Raw genomic sequence first — 15,419 nt, forward strand, 5'->3', positions numbered from 1 at the left:
TAACATCAGTAGTGAGATTTAGGGATGCCACATAGCAGGAAAAATCATGTTTGAAATCATAAAGCTACTATTTGATATTTGCCTGTTTACCAAAGGCCCGCAAAATTTACCGTCTTCTGTATGGTTGTTGCGGATATTGGCAGTTGTTGATGTTATTGTCAGTTTTTTAATGGTAAGTATCAGTACGGATTGGCTAGCGTCACTGTTACAGGCTATTGTCTCTGCTTTGCTGATTATCGGATTTAGCTGGCTTATGTTATACCTGGGTCGAAAGAGGGAGCGATTTCATCAAACGACTATCGCCTTATTGGGTACCGATGCGTTGATTGGTTTTATTGCCTTGCCGGGAATGGCCTCGATGATGATAGGAAAAGGTATTTTCTTGGCTTTTGTTGTCACGGTTGGCTTAATGATTTGGCATTGGGCCGTTGCCGGACATATCATTCGCAATGCGTTGGGACAAACCTGGACTTTTAGTTTAGGCTTGGCGTTTTTATACATACTGGGATCCTATCAGGTGATAGCGTTATTGTTTCCTGAGGTTGCCGGTGTTAACTAGGAGTCATCATGGAAAGCTATAAACATATATTACTGGCGGCAGATTTTTCCGAACACGGCAAGCTCGTTGCCGATAGAGCGAAGGATCTGGCCGACAAGTATCAGGCAAAACTCAGTATTGTGCATGTGATGGACAATTTGCTGATTACCGATCCGGAATATGGCTCGACTATTCCTTTCGATCTCGATTTAACGGCCGAGTTAATGGCGGCGGCAAAAAAGAGATTGGCCGACCTGGCCGAAAAACTCAACATTGCTGACGACTGTCAGTGGATGGAAACGGGGAACCCTAAGTTGGAAATAATCAGGGTTGCTGAAGAAAACAGGGTCGATTTAATTATCGTCGGCTCGCATGGTCGACATGGGTTCGCACTGTTGCTGGGTTCGACCGCAAACGGAGTGCTGCATCATGCGAAGTGCGATGTTTTAGCGGTACGTTTACACGGTGACGATTGATCTTGATTGAGAGAGACCAGGTTGTGGCGGTATTGTAGTATCCACAGGGAATAAAGGGCGCCATAGACGCCCTACTTTTAAAAGGTAGATGATAAATGATTGGACAGATTGAATCTTATGATCCCGACATGCAATCCGGGGTCATAAAAAGTGAAGGAGCGTTTTATTCGTTTCATTTGGATGCTTGGGTGGCTGATGTACCGCCGGATGAAGGCGATGACGTTAACTTTGACGCCGAAGGAACCATTGCGAGCAACATTGACTTGGTGGGCGCGTATTTGGAACAACCCAAGGCTATTAAATATAAATATCTGGCTGCTGCACTGGCATTGTTTTTAGGCTTTACCGGGGCGCATCGGTTTTATCTGGGTTTTTACAGACTTGGCATCATGCAGCTAACGTTAACGGTGATACTTTACGTAACCGGACTGCCTGGGTTTGCTATGCTATGGGCTTTTATAGAATTCATTTTGCTTGTTGGCGGACATATCAATAAAGACGCTAAAGGTCGCCCTTTAAAATAATCATTTAAAAACGGGGAGACAAAAAAAAAGCCCTTGTGAGTTATCACAAGGGCTTTTTTTAAAGCTGTTTATTCCTTATTTAGGATAAACATTAGCAGCGGTTAAGCCTTTTGGACCTGATTCGATGTCAAAAGTGACCGTGTCGCCTTCAGTCAGCGTTTTAAAACCATCGCCTTGAATAACTGAATGGTGAACGAAAACGTCTTCGCCGCCATCGGCAGGTGCAATAAAACCAAAACCTTTCGTGTTGTTAAACCACTTTACAGTGCCTGTTGCCATTTTGAAACTCCTAAAATAAAAACTTACGGTTAACACAGAACTACAACATTGATAACCGGACAACCTAACAATTTAGGAATCCCTTAACTCAACATCTGTTTTCTGACGCGGGGTATTGTACTGTTTTTTTTATGATACTGTCATCAGTAGATTTTATAACAGGCTATTGGGCATCAAAGATCCAGGGCTGGATTACCCTCAATCCGCCTGTTTTTTGAGCTGAACTTTCGAGCCACATAGTAATTCTCAAATACTTTTCAGCCTTAACCGTCAATAAATCAATCAGTTGTTGAATATCGACAGGGGTGCTGATGCGTAACAATGTCTCATTGATCCCTTATCCAGTTTATAACTTGTTTTTTATTACCCTGAAGAACATGAAGATAATAAAGGAAAGAGAATTGGGCGATTTGTCGAATAAGGGTTTCTAATCAACTTTAATGTAAGATTATTAAAACAAGGACTAAAAAGTTTTGTTTTATAAAATCATCTCTGTAGGAATCGCAGGAGGTCAATACCGTAAATTCTTCAAGCCCTTCATGCTCTTCATGGTAAAAAAAATGACATTCCCCGAATCAACACCCGTCGACAGCTGATCCAGCGGTTACCATTATTCCGGCCTGCTGAACTATCGGTATTACTCGTCTTCCTGCCGTTCGATCTTATCCAGCCGGGCTTCCATTTCGGCGTCATCGGGCGACAGATAATCGCTGTCAGGTTTGGGTACAAAAGCCCTGGAACACAACAAGCCCAGCTCAAAAAGTATCCACATCGGCACGGCTAATAAGGTTTGCGAGATCGCATCAGGGGGGGTTAGAACGGCTCCGATAATAAACGCGCCGACGACCACATAAGGGCGTTTGTCGGCGAGGTCTTTTGGGGTTACCAGTCCGGTCCAGACCAATACGATGGTGAATATCGGTATTTCAAAACAAACGCCGAACGCAAAAAACAGGGCCAAAACAAAATCGAGATACTTGGCAATATCGGTCATTACCGCTACGCCTTCGGGTGCGGCGGCGGTCAAGAAGCCGAAAACCAGCGGAAACACGACGAAGTAGGCAAAAGCTACGCCCAAATAGAACAGCAGGGTGCTGGCAACCAGCAGCGGCATAATCATGCGCCGCTCCCGCTTATACAAGCCCGGCGCGACAAATGCCCAAAATTGGTAAAGAATATAAGGAATGGAAATAAAAATCGATAAGACCAGCGCCAGTTTAAAAGGCGTAAAAAACGGGGAGGCCACATCAATAGCAATCATCGTGCTATTTTTCGGCATGTGCTTCATCAGCGGACCAGCCAACAGGCTATAGATCTCATTAGCGTATGAAGCCAGTCCCAAAAACACCACCAATACGCATAAAACCATGCGTAACAGCCGGTTGCGCAATTCAATCAAATGGCTGATAAAGGGTTGCTCTCCGTCCCCTTTAAAATTATTTGGACTCATGCTAGAAAAATCATTTCGTCCACGAAAAACACAAAAAGCACGAAAATTTTCACTGATTTATTTCGTGTCTTTCGTGCTCTTCGTGGACTAACTGCGGTTTTTAGGTTCATTCTGTTCAGAGTTGTCAGACTGTGGGGCTAACGTGGATTTAAGCGTATCGGACGTTTCATCGAGCATTTGCTGAACGTCTTCCAGCCCGGACTGCTCTTTAAATATCTGACGCATTTCTTCGGCTTGCAGTTCCAGTTTGATTTCTTCTTTGACGGCGGCGACCATGGTTCGCGTTTTGCCCAGCCAGAACCCTGCAAGCCTGGCCACCTTGGGCAATCTTTCAGGACCTATGACCAATAAGCTGACCAGTCCGATCAGGCAAAGCTCCGAAAATCCTATATCAAACATCGGGGATTAATCTTTATCGGCTTTTTTGGAAGTGACTTCGCCTTCGATGGCTTCACCCTTGTCTTCCGCAGGTTTATCATCGCTACCTTCGCCTTCTTTCATGGACGTGCGAAAGCTTTTGATGGCTCCGCCCAGATCAGCGCCTATATTACGTAGACGCTTGGTGCCGAAAACCACAATGACGATGACCAATATAACTAATAGTTGAGTAACGCTAGGGCCCATTTTTAACTCCAATATTTCAATCCGCACCCAACCTGATCCGCTGGATGAATCCCGCCGACAGATAAAGGTCGGCAAATTGTTCTTCCCCCGTGAATGAGAAGATTACCGAAAATAAAGACCTGACACGGCAAGGTCTCTTTACTTGTTACGTTGCGCCTTTTCTTCCAGACCGGACAAGCCGAAACGACGTTGCAATTCCTGCAAGACATCATCCGGTCCCAGTCCCTGATCGGCCAGCAACACCATGCAATGAAACCACAAATCGGCAGTTTCGTAAATAATCTGTTTTTTATCGCCGTCCTTGGCGGCAATGACGGTTTCTGTCGCTTCTTCACCGATTTTCTTCAGTATGCTGTCCAGGCCTTTGGCATACAAACCGGCTACGTAAGATTTATCGGCAGATTCCAGTTTACGCTGTTCCAGGATTTGCGCCAGTTGTTGTAATACGTCGCTCATAATTTTTTATAAATAGTCGCAGGATCTTTCAATATCGGCTCGACGGTCTGCCATTGTTCGTCAACCAGACTGCGATAAAAGCAGCTTTCACGGCCAGTGTGGCAGGCAATGCCGCCTTCTTGTTCAATTTTAAGCAGAATAACATCTTCATCGCAATCCAGGAAAATACCTAGTATTTTCTGCCGATGCCCGGATTCCTCGCCTTTACGCCATAATCTCTGACGAGATCTTGACCAGTACACCGCATAACCTTCGGCAACCGTTAACGCTAATGATTCGCGGTTCATCCAGGCGAACATCAGCACTTTTCCGGTTTCTGCCTGTTGCGCGATAACCGGTACCAGTCCGTCTTCGGTCCAGCGTATTTCATCCTGCCAGGATACGCTCACAAACGCACCTCTATGCCGCGTGAGGCCATATGTTGCTTGGCTTGTTCAATGGTATATTCGGCAAAATGAAAAATACTGGCCGCCAACACCGCATCGGCCTTGCCTTCAATGATGCCGTCAGCCAGATGGTCAAGATTGCCGACGCCGCCGGAGGCAATCACCGGCACCGTTACCGCCTCGCTAATGGCGCGGGTTAACGGCAAATCGAAACCTTCGCGGGTTCCATCCCGGTCCATGCTGGTCAGTAGGATTTCGCCTGCACCGTAGCCGACCATTTTTTTTGCCCAGGCAATCGCATCAATGCCGGTCGGCTTGCGGCCGCCGTGGGTGAAAATCTCCCACCGGCTGGGTTCGCCAGGTGAGCTGACTTTTTTTGCGTCTATGGCCACTACGATACATTGCGAGCCGAAACGCTCCGCCGCCTCGCGGACAAATTCCGGATTTGCAACCGCCGCGCTGTTAATGCCGACTTTATCGGCACCCGCATTCAGCATACGGCGAATATCTTCCAGGGTTCTGATGCCGCCGCCTACTGTCAGCGGAATAAAAACTTCGCTGGCGACCTGTTCAACCACATGGACGATGGTGTCACGATTGTCATGGGTGGCGGTAATATCCAGAAAGGTGATTTCATCGGCACCTTCGCGGTCGTAACGTCTGGCGATTTCTATGGGGTCTCCGGCATCGCGGATATCGACAAATTTTACGCCTTTGACGACGCGGCCATTATCGACATCCAGGCAGGGAATAATGCGTTTGGCTAAGCTCATCTTATTGAAATGATTCCGCTAGTTTTTCAGCCGCTGCAAAATCCAGCGTGCCTTCATAAATCGCCCGACCGGTGATCGCGCCGATAATGCCGTCACTGGCGACTGCACCCAAAGCCCTGATGTCGTCCATATTGGTAATGCCGCCGGAAGCGATAACCGGAATCCGGATCGCACGCGCCAGTTTTGCTGTCGCCTCGACATTGACGCCGGACATCATGCCGTCTCGGGAAATATCGGTATAGATGATGGCTTCGACGCCATCTTGTTCAAAATGTTTGGCCAGATCGATGACGTCATGCTTGGACAGTTTCGACCAGCCATCGATAGCCACCTTGCCGTCTTTTGCATCCAGCCCGACGATGATGTGGCGCGGATATTCCAGCGCCATATTTCTGACAAAATTCGGCTCATTGACCGCCTTGGTGCCGATAATCACATACTCGACACCGGCATCAAGATAGGCCTGGATAGTATCTTCATCACGAATGCCGCCGCCTATTTGTACCGGCACATTCGGGTAGGCGGCTACTATGGCATGAATCACCTCGGCATTTCTGGGTTTTCCGGCAAAGGCGCCATCCAGGTCAACCAAGTGGATTCTTTTGGCGCCGGCGGCAACCCATTTGCCTGCTACGGCGACCGGATCATCGGAAAAAATCGTATTGTCGTCCATGCGTCCCTGACGCAAACGAACACACTTCCCTTCTTTTAAATCGATTGCAGGTATCAATAACATAACACTAAAATCCTCAACGGCGGGTAATCAGTCAATAGTAACTAAACGTGTCCATCCCAATGCAAAAAATTGTTCAGCAGTTGTAAACCGACTGCCTGACTTTTTTCAGGATGAAATTGTACGGCAAAAACATTGTCTTGCGCCAACGCACAGGTAAATGCGTTCGGGTATTGCGTCGTTGCCGCGATAGCTGCGGCATCATCCGGCTGCGCATAATAACTGTGCACAAAATAAAAGCGGCTATCCTGGGGAATATTTTCCCATAGCGGATGTTGATGTAGCTGATGGACTTGATTCCAGCCCATGTGTGGAATTTTGAGGACATTGCCATCGCCGTCTGTTAACGATTCGGCAAAATGCACCACATGTCCGGCAACAACATCCAGACATTGAGTGCCGTTGTTTTCCTCGCTGTCGGTCAATAAGGCTTGCATCCCTAAGCAAATCCCCAGCAAAGGCTTGGTTTTGGCAACCTCCTGGATAACAGCGGCTAAGCCCGATTGGTTGAGCGCCTGCATACAATCCCGTATCGCGCCGACACCGGGAAAAACCACCCGGTCGGCACCCAGGATGGTATCCGCATCGGACACACAAACAACATCCACTTCAGGCGCTGCATGTTGCAGCGCCTTTACGATGGAATGCAAATTACCCATTCCGTAATCAATGACAGCGACAGTAGACATAAATAAAACAGGTTAAAGGTGCGACGTAAAAGACTAAAGGCTGCCTTTGGTTGATGGCATGATGCCCGCCATACGCGGGTCGGCGGTAATCGCCATACGAATAGCTCTGCCCATGGCTTTAAAAATGGTTTCGGCGACGTGATGGGCATTGGCGCCCTTCAAGTTGTCGATATGCAAGGTTACGCCGGCATGGTTGACAAAGCCCTGAAAGAATTCGCGAAACAAATCGACATCAAAACGGCCGATCATGGCTTTGGGGTATTTAACCTCATAAAACAAGCCGGGACGTCCGGAAAAATCGATCACCACGCGCGACAAGGCTTCATCCAAAGGCACATACGCATGTCCGTAGCGAACAATGCCTTTTTTGTCTGCCATGGCTTGGGCGAACGCCTGACCTAGGGTAATACCGACGTCTTCTACGGTGTGGTGATCATCAATGGCTAAATCGCCTTTGGCGGTGATATCCATGTCAATCAAGCCGTGCCTGGCGATCTGATCAAGCATATGTTCAAGAAAAGGCACGCCGATTGAAAATGAGGATTTACCTGAGCCATCCAGATTAATTTTGATTTTGATTTGAGTTTCAAGCGTATTTCGCTCTACTTCCGCAGTACGTTGATCCATGTTGACATGAGTAATTTGAGTGATTTGAGGCATTTTACTATGCCAAGCAAGATTTTGCAGTGTTTGTTATTGATTGCCGTCCTTAACAAATATACCGCCTGGAAAATGAAGCCAATCACCTGAGACTAAAGATCTTAATCGCGTTCTGATTGAAAATTGCGACTGTTTTTTTGATTTTTTGCTTGCTTAATCGGCAGCAATTTCCCAAGGAGTGAGCCTGAGCGATGCGTCACCCGTTGATGTACTGGCATTTAATTGGGCGATAACGACAAATTGCTTGCCGAATTTGAAGCCTGTGCATCCAGGTCTCTGTTGGTCAAGCAAGATCTTTCCTGCCGGTTTCTTTATGAAAATGCACGATCAAATCTGGTAAAATTCCCACAGAAGAAATTGCATCTGCTTTAGTTTTTCCGGCTATGCAAAATCCTAAACCAACAAAGTGATAACACTGAGAGAAAATCCCATGAAATTCAGCCCCTGTATTGATAAATGTACTTACGAAGGAACTCACTGTGAAGGTTGCGGCCGAACACACGTTGAAATTGCAGGAACTAAAAAGATAGTCATGGCCATAGTCAATTTTGCCCAAGAGCAGGCGTATGAAAATATCGATGATTTTGTCAACGCTGTCGGGCAGAGCGCCCTTAAGAAACTAAAAAAAGCTGCTGCTGAAAAATAATGGCCATAGGCTAAAATACGTATGACGACCCCCGAAATTTTTGGCTATTTAGCCGCGACACTGACTACCGCGTCATTTGTACCTCAGGCAATATTGACGATAAAAACAAGGGATACCGCCTCCCTTTCATTGGGCATGTACAGCACCTTTACCTTGGGCGTATTCTGTTGGCTTATTTACGGCATTCATCTTGGCGATAAGGCGATTATCCTAGCAAACGCAATAACACTGCTGCTGGCCGCATCGATACTGTGCTTCAAGATTTACAATATGACGATCAAGAAAAAACCATAATCATTATTTGATTTTTTGTTAGATTTTCTGCTCTGCTATCGACCCATAATCAATCGTTAGGTCGACATAAAAACCATCTACTTACAAATTAAATGATCAGCACAGCTTTATTGATTGCTGCTCCATCGCTCAAAATGTTTGTAAGGAATGCGTATCGTCCACGACTTATTAACCAATAAGGCTTTATCGCATACGTCGTTATTGACACGCCCGCCATTCATCAATTACTTTTAGAGCATTCATTATGAATACAGCAAGATACGCTAGACATGCGCCTGTCAACCCAGTCATGAGACCGCTGTTTATCGTATTATTGACGGCTTTAGCCGCACAGAATCTGGCGGCCGAGCCTAAACTGATGATCGGTGAATTCAGCCGCAACCGACTCGATGGCTGGGAACATAAAAGCTTTAAAAGCGAAACCCGTTACCGGTTGCAAACTCTGGATGGCGTCGTGGCATTAAAGGCCGACAGCCAAGCCGCAGCTTCGGGATTGTTTAAGGAGCAGCGCATCGATCTTGAACAAACGCCGTTTCTGAATTGGTCGTGGCGGATTGCCACCCGCTTGACCGGCCTTAATGAACAAAGCAAGGCCGGGGACGATTACGCCGCCCGCCTATATATAGTGGTCAAGGGGGGTCTGGCGTTTTGGCAAACCAAGGCGCTTAATTATGTCTGGGTCGGCAACACGGCAAAGGATAGCGTCTGGCCCAATGCTTTTGCCGGCAATCATGCGATGATGCTGGCTTTGCGCGGTCAGGAAGCGACGCTGAATGTCTGGCACAATGAAAAGCGTCATGTGAAAGCCGACTGGCAAAAGCTGTTCGGTGAAAACATAAGTGCTATCGATGCGGTGGCACTGATGACCGATACTGATAACAGTGGCGGACAGGTTTCCGCCTTTTACGGCGACATTTGGTTTTCCAAGGATTAATCATGCACGATACCCGACCCCTACTGGCCAACAGCGACTTTCCGGCCATTTCTCGCAAACCGCTGGAAATTCTGCAAGTCAATCTTGGCTATCTTTGTAACCTCAGTTGCGTGCATTGCCATGTCAACGCCGGGCCAAAACGCACCGAAATGATGAGCCTGGAAACCCTGGCTCAGGTATTGGCATTGGCACAGGCGGCCAATATTCATACCCTGGATTTAACCGGCGGCGCTCCGGAAATGCACCCGCATTTTCGTTATCTGGTGAAGGCGGCCCGCGACCTGGGAATTAAGGTCATCGATCGCTGTAATTTAACCCTACTGGAAGATGATCGTTATCTCGACTTGGCAGAATTTCTGGCTAATCAGCAGGTAGAAATCACCGCTTCCCTGCCCTGTTATCTGGAAGAAAATGTCGACAAACAGCGCGGCAAAGGCGTATTTAAGGACAGCATTACTGCTTTGCAGCGCCTGAATCGACTAGGTTATGGTCAGCCAAACAGCCCGTTGCAGCTTAATCTGGTTTACAACCCGCAAGATGCGGTATTGCCGCCGGATCAACAATCCCTGGAACAGGCCTATAAACAGCATTTGCTGGAACAATACGGCATCGTCTTTAACCGTCTCTATGCCATCGTCAACATGCCGATCAAGCGTTTCGGCAGCATGCTGGTCAGTCAGGGGCGATTTGATGCCTATCTAAACTTATTGCGCAGCCATTTTCGCGAGGACAATCTCACCCAGCTGATGTGTCTTAATGCCATAAGTATTGATTGGCAGGGTTATGTCTACGATTGCGACTTCAACCAGATGCTGTCCATGCCGTTGGGGGCAACGACAAAGCCGCGTGTGCATATCGGCGATTTACTCCTGGAAACCTTGAACGGCTCGGCCATTGCTACGGCCGCGCATTGCTACGGTTGCACCGCAGGACAAGGTAGCAGTTGCGGCGGCGCTTTATAGCTATCAGCCTGGATGAAGCCCCATCTCAGCATTATCATCCCCGTCGTTAACGAAGCCGGACAAATTGCGCTCAAACTGCACGCCTTGCAAACGCTGCGGGACCGTTGTCAATTGCTGCTGGTCGATGGCGGCAGCAACGACCGCAGCGCGGAAATTGCAAAGCCGCTGGTCGATCAAGTATTGCACAGCCCTCGCGGTCGAGCCCGGCAGATGAATTGCGGCGCGGCGATGGCTCAAGCCGATGTGCTGTTGTTTTTACATGCCGATACCCGATTACCGGATAACGCTGTAATCCTGATCATGCAGGCGGTGGCCGATGGTTACCACTGGGGCCGATTCGATATCGGCTTCGACAATCCGCAGCCGATATTCAGGCTGATCGCCTTTATGATGAACCGGCGTTCGCGGCTGACCGGTATCGCCACCGGCGATCAGACTTTGTTCATCACCCGTCAGGCTTTTCAGGCGGTTGTCGGTTTTCCGGACATTGCACTGATGGAGGATATCGCTATCAGTACACGGCTGAAAAAGCTGGGCAGACCTTGCTGCATTGACGCCAAAGTCATCACCTCGGCGCGGCGCTGGCAGCAACAGGGGATTTTCAGAACCATCCTGCTGATGTGGCGGCTACGGCTGCGTTATTTTTTCGGTGCCGATCCCAACGATCTGGCAGCCCGCTATTACCGATGAGCTATCAGCTCCGGTAGCCGGTCAGGTCAAAATCCGCCTGCTTTGCTTGCTCACCGGCAACATAACAAATCCCAAAAACCCGAATCCCGCCCGCCAAAATTAGGTATGATAAAAACACGGCAATCATAAAACCTTTCGCCCGCTACTAATATGGAATGGATATGACAGGTAAAACAAATTCACTTTACTTACTGCTGATTAGTGTTCACGGCTTAATTCGCGGGCATGATCTGGAACTGGGTCGTGACGCCGATACTGGCGGTCAGACCAAATATGTCGTCGACCTGGCCAAGGCTTTAGCGCAACAAAAAGCGGTCGCCCGCGTTGACTTGGTGACTCGTGAGATTATCGATCCCGCAATCCACACCGATTACGCCAACCCTTGCGAACGGCTCAACGAACAAGCCCGTATTATCCGCATTGCTGCGGGTCCGGACGGTTACCTTAAAAAAGAGGATCTTTGGGATTATCTGGATATTTTTACCGATAATCTGCTGCACTGGCTAAATCAGCAACCCAAAATGCCGGATATACTGCACAGCCATTACGCCGATGCCGGTTATGTCGGTATGCGCTTGTCGCATCTTACCGGCATCCCGCTGGTTTTTACCGGACATTCTTTAGGCAGAGACAAACGCAGCCGGTTATTGGCGATGGGGCTTAATGGCGAGGTGCTGGAGCAGCGTTATAACATCTCGCGGCGCATTAATGCCGAAGAAGATACCCTTGCCACTGCGGGTCTGGTCATTACCAGCACCCGCAATGAAATCGCCGAGCAGTATGAGCTGTATAATTATTATCATCCTGAACGCATGGTGGTAGTGCCGCCCGGCACCGATCTGGAACAATTCCATCCGGCGGATGGCCAAGCCTATGCTTTTCCGTTTAAACGCTGTCTGAAACATTTTTTAAAGCATCCCAAAAAGCCAATGATACTGGCGCTATCGCGGCCCGATGAGCGCAAGAATATCGTGTCGCTGGTACAGGCTTATGGAGAGTCAACCGAGTTGCAGGCCTTGGCCAATCTGGTCATCGTTGCCGGTAATCGCGACGATATCCGCGAAATGGATGAAGGCGCACAATCGGTATTGACCGAAATACTGTTATTGGCCGATTGCTATGATCTGTACGGATGTATCGCCATTCCCAAACACCATAACCAGGAAGAAGTGCCGGATATTTACCGGTTGGCGGCGCTGTCAAAAGGCGTGTTTGTTAATCCTGCATTGACTGAGCCGTTTGGCTTGACGCTGCTGGAGGCTGCTGCCTGCGGTGTGCCGCTGATAGCCACTGAAAATGGCGGACCGGTGGATATTATTGGTAATTGTCATAACGGTTTGTTAGTCGACCCCTTGGATATTGAGGCTATTGCTCAGGCACTGTTAACAATACTCAAAGATCCTGAACAATGGCAGAGCTTTTCTCAACACGGTTTGCAAAATGTCAGTAAATTTTATTCCTGGCAGGCCCATGCCAAGAGTTATTTAAAAAAAATCAAGCCCTTGCTTGATCAGCAAAAACCAATTCATAAAGTAAAGCGCGAACCCAACTTGTTGCGTTATCAAGACCGCGCTATTTTTACCGACATCGATCAGAGTCTGCTCGGCAATGCCGAAGGATTGCAGAAATTTGTCCAGTATCTGCGCGCTCAGCGTAAACATGTTTTTTTCGGCATTGCGACCGGACGCAGGCTGGATACGGCATTAGCCCTTCTGAAGAAAAACGGCCTGCCGACACCGGATGTCTTAATCACCAGCCTGGGTACCGAAATTTACTATGCCCCGCATATTACCGCCGATACCGCATGGGCCCGGCATATCGACCACCACTGGAATCCTAAAGCGATACGCCGGATTTTAGCCGAAATTCCGGGCTTGGTTTTACAGCCGAAAAGCGAACAAAGCCGTTTCAAAATTTCCTACCATTACGATTCCGAACGGGCGCCCAGCCCTGATGAAATCAACGCCTTGTTGCGACAGGAAGATCAGGCAGTCAATGCCCATCAGGCCTTTGGACAATTTTTCGATATTGTGCCGATACGTGCGTCCAAAGGGCTGGCCCTGCGCTATTTTGCCCGGCAATGGAATATTCCATTGGAACGCATCTTGGTTGCCGGTGGTTCGGGAGCTGATGAAGATATGATGCAAGGCAACACCCTAGCGGTCGTCGTTGCCAACCGCCATAGAGAAGAACTGTCTCAGCTGTATGAACCGGAGCGGATTTATTTTGCAGAACAGCCGCATGCATTGGGCATTATTGAAGCCATAGAACATTACGATTTTTTTAATGAGGCCTGAGTGACGATATGACCGAACAAATACTGATCTGTACGGATCTTGACCGCACCTTATTGCCGAACGGCAGTGCTCCCGAGTCGGCTCAGGCGAGGCCGCTGTTTGCTGCGTTAGTCGCCCGGCCGGAAATTACGCTGGCTTATGTTTCGGGCAGACATAAGGCGCTGATAGAAGAAGCAATAGCCGAATTCGCTTTGCCGATGCCCGATTTTGTCATTGGCGATGTCGGCACCACGATCTATGCGGTCAGTGCGCAAGGTTGGCAGCCATGGCCGCAATGGGCTGATGAAATTGCACCGGACTGGGCCGGTAAAGATCATGCCGAGCTGCATGAATTATTCGCACAGTTGTCAGGATTAACACTGCAAGAAAGCGCCAAGCAAAACCATTTCAAGCTCAGCTATTATCTGCCGCTGGATATTGATTTAACGCAGTTGCTGGCAAAGATGCGCGGCTTGTTGGCGATGCATGCCATCAACGCGGAGTTGATTTACAGCGTCGATGAGTCTGAGCATATCGGCTTATTGGATGTGCTGCCTGCTCGCGCCACCAAATTTCATGCGGTCGAGTTTTTAATGCAGCAGCTGGGTATTGATCTGGATCATACTGTTTTTGCCGGTGATAGTGGTAATGACCTGCCGGTCATGACCAGCGCCATCAAATCGGTATTGGTCGCCAACGCCAGCGCCGCCGTGAGTCAGGAAGCCCAACAATTGGCAAAGTTGCATAACACCGAGGATGCGCTGTATCTGGCTCAAGGTGGTTTTATGGGAATGAACGGCAACTACAGTGCCGGACTATTAGAGGGCGTTGCCCATTATCTGCCGCAGACTCGACACTGGATCAGCCTTAATGAATAAAAACCCGATCTCTATTTTTGGCGAAGTGTTGTTCGATCACTTTCCCGACGGCAGTTGTGTGCTGGGCGGCGCGCCGTTCAATGTCGCCTGGCATTTGCAGGCTTTCGGACAACAGCCTTGTTTTATCAGTCGGGTAGGGCTTGATACTATGGGCGATGCTGTACAAACAGCCATGCAGGATTGGCAGATGGATTTATCCGGCTTGCAACGGGATAAGCAGCATCCGACCGGCACGGTGCAGGTATCTATCGAACAGGGCGAACCCAGTTATGTGATTGTGCCGGAACAGGCCTATGACTTTATTGCCGCCAATGAGTTGATGCTGAAAAACCCTGATGGTTTGCTTTATCATGGCAGTTTAGCGCTGCGGAATGAGGTTTCAAAGCAGACGCTGGCGGCTTTAAAACAGCAGCATCGCGGCAAGCTGTTTATGGATGTCAATCTTCGCGAACCCTGGTGGAATAAAACCGACATTCTGGCTCTGGTTGACGATGCCGATTGGGTCAAACTCAATCATCACGAGTTGCAGGCGCTGCAACCGGAGTCGACCGACTTGGAAGCTGCAATGCACCGGTTTTTAACGGCACATAAGCTGGAAGGGCTGATTGTCACCCGTGGCGAACGCGGTGCCCTGGCGATTAATGCGCAGGGACAATTAGCCGTGGTCACGCCGACGCAAACAGTAGCGATAGTCGATACCGTAGGCGCCGGCGATGCATTTGCGTCAGTATTGATGTTGGGCATTAATCTGGACTGGCCGCTCCAGTTGACCCTGGAACGGGCGCAAGCTTTTGCGTCGGCTTTGGTCGGCAGACGCGGCGCGACCGTACAGGATATTCAATTTTATCAGCCCTTTGTCCAGTCCTGGATGGGGTATTGATACGTAACAATGTTATCCAGTTTATAACTTGTTTTTTATTACCATGAAGGACATGAAGATAATGAAGGAAAGAGAGAATTGGGCGATATATCGAATAAGGATTTCTAATCAACTTTACTGTAAGATTGTTAAAACAAAGACTAAGCGGGGAGTCGCTATTTTTGCGACAGCTTTTATGGGCATCCCTGCCCAACAAGCGGCAAAAATCACGCGACCGCTGATGCCTGCGGCTGCCCCAGCCGTCCTGGTCACTCGATCGCTACCCAACAAG

23 protein-coding genes are annotated in these 15,419 nt (G+C 48.7%); 12 read left to right on the forward strand and 11 right to left on the reverse strand.

The features are described 5' to 3' along the window. Nucleotides 1-46: 46 nt before the first annotated feature. The 3 genes from RW114_RS02415 to RW114_RS02425 all read left to right on the forward strand — a co-directional run bounded on the left by RW114_RS02415 (nucleotide 47) and on the right by RW114_RS02425 (nucleotide 1,538). Nucleotides 47-559, forward strand: a complete 513-nt coding sequence (locus RW114_RS02415) for a hypothetical protein (protein ID WP_340121112.1) — start codon at nucleotides 47-49, stop codon at nucleotides 557-559. 8 nt (nucleotides 560-567) lie between these two features. Then, the gene (locus RW114_RS02420) at nucleotides 568-1,014 is read left to right on the forward strand and encodes a universal stress protein (protein WP_340121113.1); all 447 of its coding nucleotides are present in this window, start codon (nucleotides 568-570) and stop codon (nucleotides 1,012-1,014) included. A gap of 95 nt (nucleotides 1,015-1,109) precedes the next feature. Next, nucleotides 1,110-1,538 (forward strand): NINE protein, encoded by a 429-nt coding sequence (locus tag RW114_RS02425; protein WP_340121114.1) that lies wholly within the window; start codon nucleotides 1,110-1,112, stop codon nucleotides 1,536-1,538. Between the two features lie 75 nt (nucleotides 1,539-1,613). On the opposite strand, the gene RW114_RS02430 is transcribed toward RW114_RS02425, so the two are convergent. From RW114_RS02430 to RW114_RS02480, 11 genes are all read right to left on the reverse strand, one after another. Beyond that, on the reverse strand, nucleotides 1,614-1,817 hold the full coding sequence (locus RW114_RS02430) for a cold-shock protein (RefSeq protein WP_340121115.1): 204 nt from the start codon (nucleotides 1,815-1,817) through the stop codon (nucleotides 1,614-1,616). 637 nt (nucleotides 1,818-2,454) lie between these two features. Next, the gene (tatC, locus tag RW114_RS02435; protein WP_340121116.1) at nucleotides 2,455-3,267 is read right to left on the reverse strand and encodes a twin-arginine translocase subunit TatC; all 813 of its coding nucleotides are present in this window, start codon (nucleotides 3,265-3,267) and stop codon (nucleotides 2,455-2,457) included. An 87-nt stretch (nucleotides 3,268-3,354) separates the two neighbouring features. Continuing rightward, a complete protein-coding gene (gene tatB / locus RW114_RS02440) occupies nucleotides 3,355-3,666 on the reverse strand; it encodes a Sec-independent protein translocase protein TatB (protein WP_340121117.1) in 312 nt (103 codons plus the stop codon). A 6-nt stretch (nucleotides 3,667-3,672) separates the two neighbouring features. Beyond that, nucleotides 3,673-3,891: a twin-arginine translocase TatA/TatE family subunit gene (gene tatA / locus RW114_RS02445; protein WP_340121138.1), complete on the reverse strand. Its 219-nt coding sequence runs from the start codon at nucleotides 3,889-3,891 to the stop codon at nucleotides 3,673-3,675. A 138-nt stretch (nucleotides 3,892-4,029) separates the two neighbouring features. Then, complete coding sequence (locus RW114_RS02450; RefSeq protein ID WP_340121118.1) at nucleotides 4,030-4,347, reverse strand: phosphoribosyl-ATP diphosphatase; 318 nt, start codon at nucleotides 4,345-4,347, stop codon at nucleotides 4,030-4,032. Continuing rightward, nucleotides 4,344-4,736: a phosphoribosyl-AMP cyclohydrolase gene (gene hisI, locus RW114_RS02455; RefSeq protein WP_340121119.1), complete on the reverse strand. Its 393-nt coding sequence runs from the start codon at nucleotides 4,734-4,736 to the stop codon at nucleotides 4,344-4,346. Before hisI ends, RW114_RS02450 begins: the two co-directional genes overlap by 4 nt. Further along, the gene (gene hisF / locus RW114_RS02460; RefSeq protein WP_340121120.1) at nucleotides 4,733-5,506 is read right to left on the reverse strand and encodes an imidazole glycerol phosphate synthase subunit HisF; all 774 of its coding nucleotides are present in this window, start codon (nucleotides 5,504-5,506) and stop codon (nucleotides 4,733-4,735) included. The genes hisI and hisF overlap by 4 nt, the downstream gene beginning before the upstream one ends. Before the next feature lies 1 nt (nucleotide 5,507). Beyond that, the gene (gene hisA, locus RW114_RS02465; protein ID WP_340121121.1) at nucleotides 5,508-6,242 is read right to left on the reverse strand and encodes a 1-(5-phosphoribosyl)-5-[(5-phosphoribosylamino)methylideneamino]imidazole-4-carboxamide isomerase; all 735 of its coding nucleotides are present in this window, start codon (nucleotides 6,240-6,242) and stop codon (nucleotides 5,508-5,510) included. 41 nt (nucleotides 6,243-6,283) lie between these two features. After that, nucleotides 6,284-6,928: an imidazole glycerol phosphate synthase subunit HisH gene (gene hisH / locus RW114_RS02470; protein WP_340121122.1), complete on the reverse strand. Its 645-nt coding sequence runs from the start codon at nucleotides 6,926-6,928 to the stop codon at nucleotides 6,284-6,286. Between the two features lie 33 nt (nucleotides 6,929-6,961). Continuing rightward, on the reverse strand, nucleotides 6,962-7,555 hold the full coding sequence (hisB, locus tag RW114_RS02475; protein ID WP_340121123.1) for an imidazoleglycerol-phosphate dehydratase HisB: 594 nt from the start codon (nucleotides 7,553-7,555) through the stop codon (nucleotides 6,962-6,964). Nucleotides 7,556-7,741: 186 nt separating this feature from the next. After that, complete coding sequence (locus RW114_RS02480) at nucleotides 7,742-7,879, reverse strand: hypothetical protein (protein WP_340121124.1); 138 nt, start codon at nucleotides 7,877-7,879, stop codon at nucleotides 7,742-7,744. Nucleotides 7,880-8,018: 139 nt separating this feature from the next. Between RW114_RS02480 and RW114_RS02485 the strand changes: the two genes are divergently transcribed. The 9 genes from RW114_RS02485 to RW114_RS02525 all read left to right on the forward strand — a co-directional run. Then, a complete protein-coding gene (locus RW114_RS02485; protein WP_340121125.1) occupies nucleotides 8,019-8,234 on the forward strand; it encodes a DUF1289 domain-containing protein in 216 nt (71 codons plus the stop codon). Between the two features lie 21 nt (nucleotides 8,235-8,255). Further along, nucleotides 8,256-8,528, forward strand: coding sequence for a SemiSWEET transporter (locus tag RW114_RS02490; RefSeq protein ID WP_340121126.1), 273 nt, complete (start codon nucleotides 8,256-8,258; stop codon nucleotides 8,526-8,528). Nucleotides 8,529-8,772: 244 nt separating this feature from the next. Then, nucleotides 8,773-9,462, forward strand: a complete 690-nt coding sequence (locus tag RW114_RS02495) for a DUF3047 domain-containing protein (protein WP_340121127.1) — start codon at nucleotides 8,773-8,775, stop codon at nucleotides 9,460-9,462. A gap of 2 nt (nucleotides 9,463-9,464) precedes the next feature. Next, nucleotides 9,465-10,424, forward strand: coding sequence for an arsenosugar biosynthesis radical SAM (seleno)protein ArsS (gene arsS / locus RW114_RS02500; RefSeq protein ID WP_340121128.1), 960 nt, complete (start codon nucleotides 9,465-9,467; stop codon nucleotides 10,422-10,424). 12 nt (nucleotides 10,425-10,436) lie between these two features. After that, a complete protein-coding gene (locus RW114_RS02505; protein ID WP_340121129.1) occupies nucleotides 10,437-11,114 on the forward strand; it encodes a TIGR04283 family arsenosugar biosynthesis glycosyltransferase in 678 nt (225 codons plus the stop codon). Between the two features lie 161 nt (nucleotides 11,115-11,275). Next, nucleotides 11,276-13,411 carry an HAD-IIB family hydrolase gene (locus tag RW114_RS02510; RefSeq protein WP_340121130.1) on the forward strand — a complete coding sequence of 712 codons (2,136 nt, stop codon included), beginning with the start codon at nucleotides 11,276-11,278 and terminating at the stop codon, nucleotides 13,409-13,411. Between the two features lie 8 nt (nucleotides 13,412-13,419). After that, the gene (locus RW114_RS02515) at nucleotides 13,420-14,268 is read left to right on the forward strand and encodes an HAD-IIB family hydrolase (protein WP_340121131.1); all 849 of its coding nucleotides are present in this window, start codon (nucleotides 13,420-13,422) and stop codon (nucleotides 14,266-14,268) included. Then, entirely contained in the window at nucleotides 14,261-15,148 is an 888-nt protein-coding gene (locus RW114_RS02520) for a carbohydrate kinase family protein (RefSeq protein ID WP_340121132.1), read from the forward strand. Before RW114_RS02515 ends, RW114_RS02520 begins: the two co-directional genes overlap by 8 nt. A gap of 43 nt (nucleotides 15,149-15,191) precedes the next feature. Then, on the forward strand, nucleotides 15,192-15,419 hold a 228-nt coding region (locus RW114_RS02525), incomplete at its 3' end, for a hypothetical protein (RefSeq protein ID WP_340121133.1).

Origin of the sequence: Methylobacter svalbardensis (assembly GCF_037671525.1) — a bacterium.
In the GTDB taxonomy this organism is placed as follows: domain Bacteria; phylum Pseudomonadota; class Gammaproteobacteria; order Methylococcales; family Methylomonadaceae; genus Methylobacter_A; species Methylobacter_A svalbardensis.

Coding starts and splice junctions, on each gene's coding strand:
- RW114_RS02415 (WP_340121112.1), top strand. CDS start 47: ATGTTTGAAATCATAAAGCTACTATTTGATATTTGCCTGTTTACCAAA.
- RW114_RS02420 (WP_340121113.1), top strand. CDS start 568: ATGGAAAGCTATAAACATATATTACTGGCGGCAGATTTTTCCGAACAC.
- RW114_RS02425 (WP_340121114.1), top strand. CDS start 1,110: ATGATTGGACAGATTGAATCTTATGATCCCGACATGCAATCCGGGGTC.
- RW114_RS02430 (WP_340121115.1), bottom strand. CDS start 1,817: ATGGCAACAGGCACTGTAAAGTGGTTTAACAACACGAAAGGTTTTGGT.
- tatC (WP_340121116.1), bottom strand. CDS start 3,267: ATGAGTCCAAATAATTTTAAAGGGGACGGAGAGCAACCCTTTATCAGC.
- tatB (WP_340121117.1), bottom strand. CDS start 3,666: ATGTTTGATATAGGATTTTCGGAGCTTTGCCTGATCGGACTGGTCAGC.
- tatA (WP_340121138.1), bottom strand. CDS start 3,891: ATGGGCCCTAGCGTTACTCAACTATTAGTTATATTGGTCATCGTCATT.
- RW114_RS02450 (WP_340121118.1), bottom strand. CDS start 4,347: ATGAGCGACGTATTACAACAACTGGCGCAAATCCTGGAACAGCGTAAA.
- hisF (WP_340121120.1), bottom strand. CDS start 5,506: ATGAGCTTAGCCAAACGCATTATTCCCTGCCTGGATGTCGATAATGGC.
- hisA (WP_340121121.1), bottom strand. CDS start 6,242: ATGTTATTGATACCTGCAATCGATTTAAAAGAAGGGAAGTGTGTTCGT.
- hisH (WP_340121122.1), bottom strand. CDS start 6,928: ATGTCTACTGTCGCTGTCATTGATTACGGAATGGGTAATTTGCATTCC.
- hisB (WP_340121123.1), bottom strand. CDS start 7,555: ATGGATCAACGTACTGCGGAAGTAGAGCGAAATACGCTTGAAACTCAA.
- RW114_RS02485 (WP_340121125.1), top strand. CDS start 8,019: ATGAAATTCAGCCCCTGTATTGATAAATGTACTTACGAAGGAACTCAC.
- RW114_RS02490 (WP_340121126.1), top strand. CDS start 8,256: ATGACGACCCCCGAAATTTTTGGCTATTTAGCCGCGACACTGACTACC.
- RW114_RS02495 (WP_340121127.1), top strand. CDS start 8,773: ATGAATACAGCAAGATACGCTAGACATGCGCCTGTCAACCCAGTCATG.
- arsS (WP_340121128.1), top strand. CDS start 9,465: ATGCACGATACCCGACCCCTACTGGCCAACAGCGACTTTCCGGCCATT.
- RW114_RS02505 (WP_340121129.1), top strand. CDS start 10,437: ATGAAGCCCCATCTCAGCATTATCATCCCCGTCGTTAACGAAGCCGGA.
- RW114_RS02510 (WP_340121130.1), top strand. CDS start 11,276: ATGACAGGTAAAACAAATTCACTTTACTTACTGCTGATTAGTGTTCAC.
- RW114_RS02515 (WP_340121131.1), top strand. CDS start 13,420: ATGACCGAACAAATACTGATCTGTACGGATCTTGACCGCACCTTATTG.
- RW114_RS02520 (WP_340121132.1), top strand. CDS start 14,261: ATGAATAAAAACCCGATCTCTATTTTTGGCGAAGTGTTGTTCGATCAC.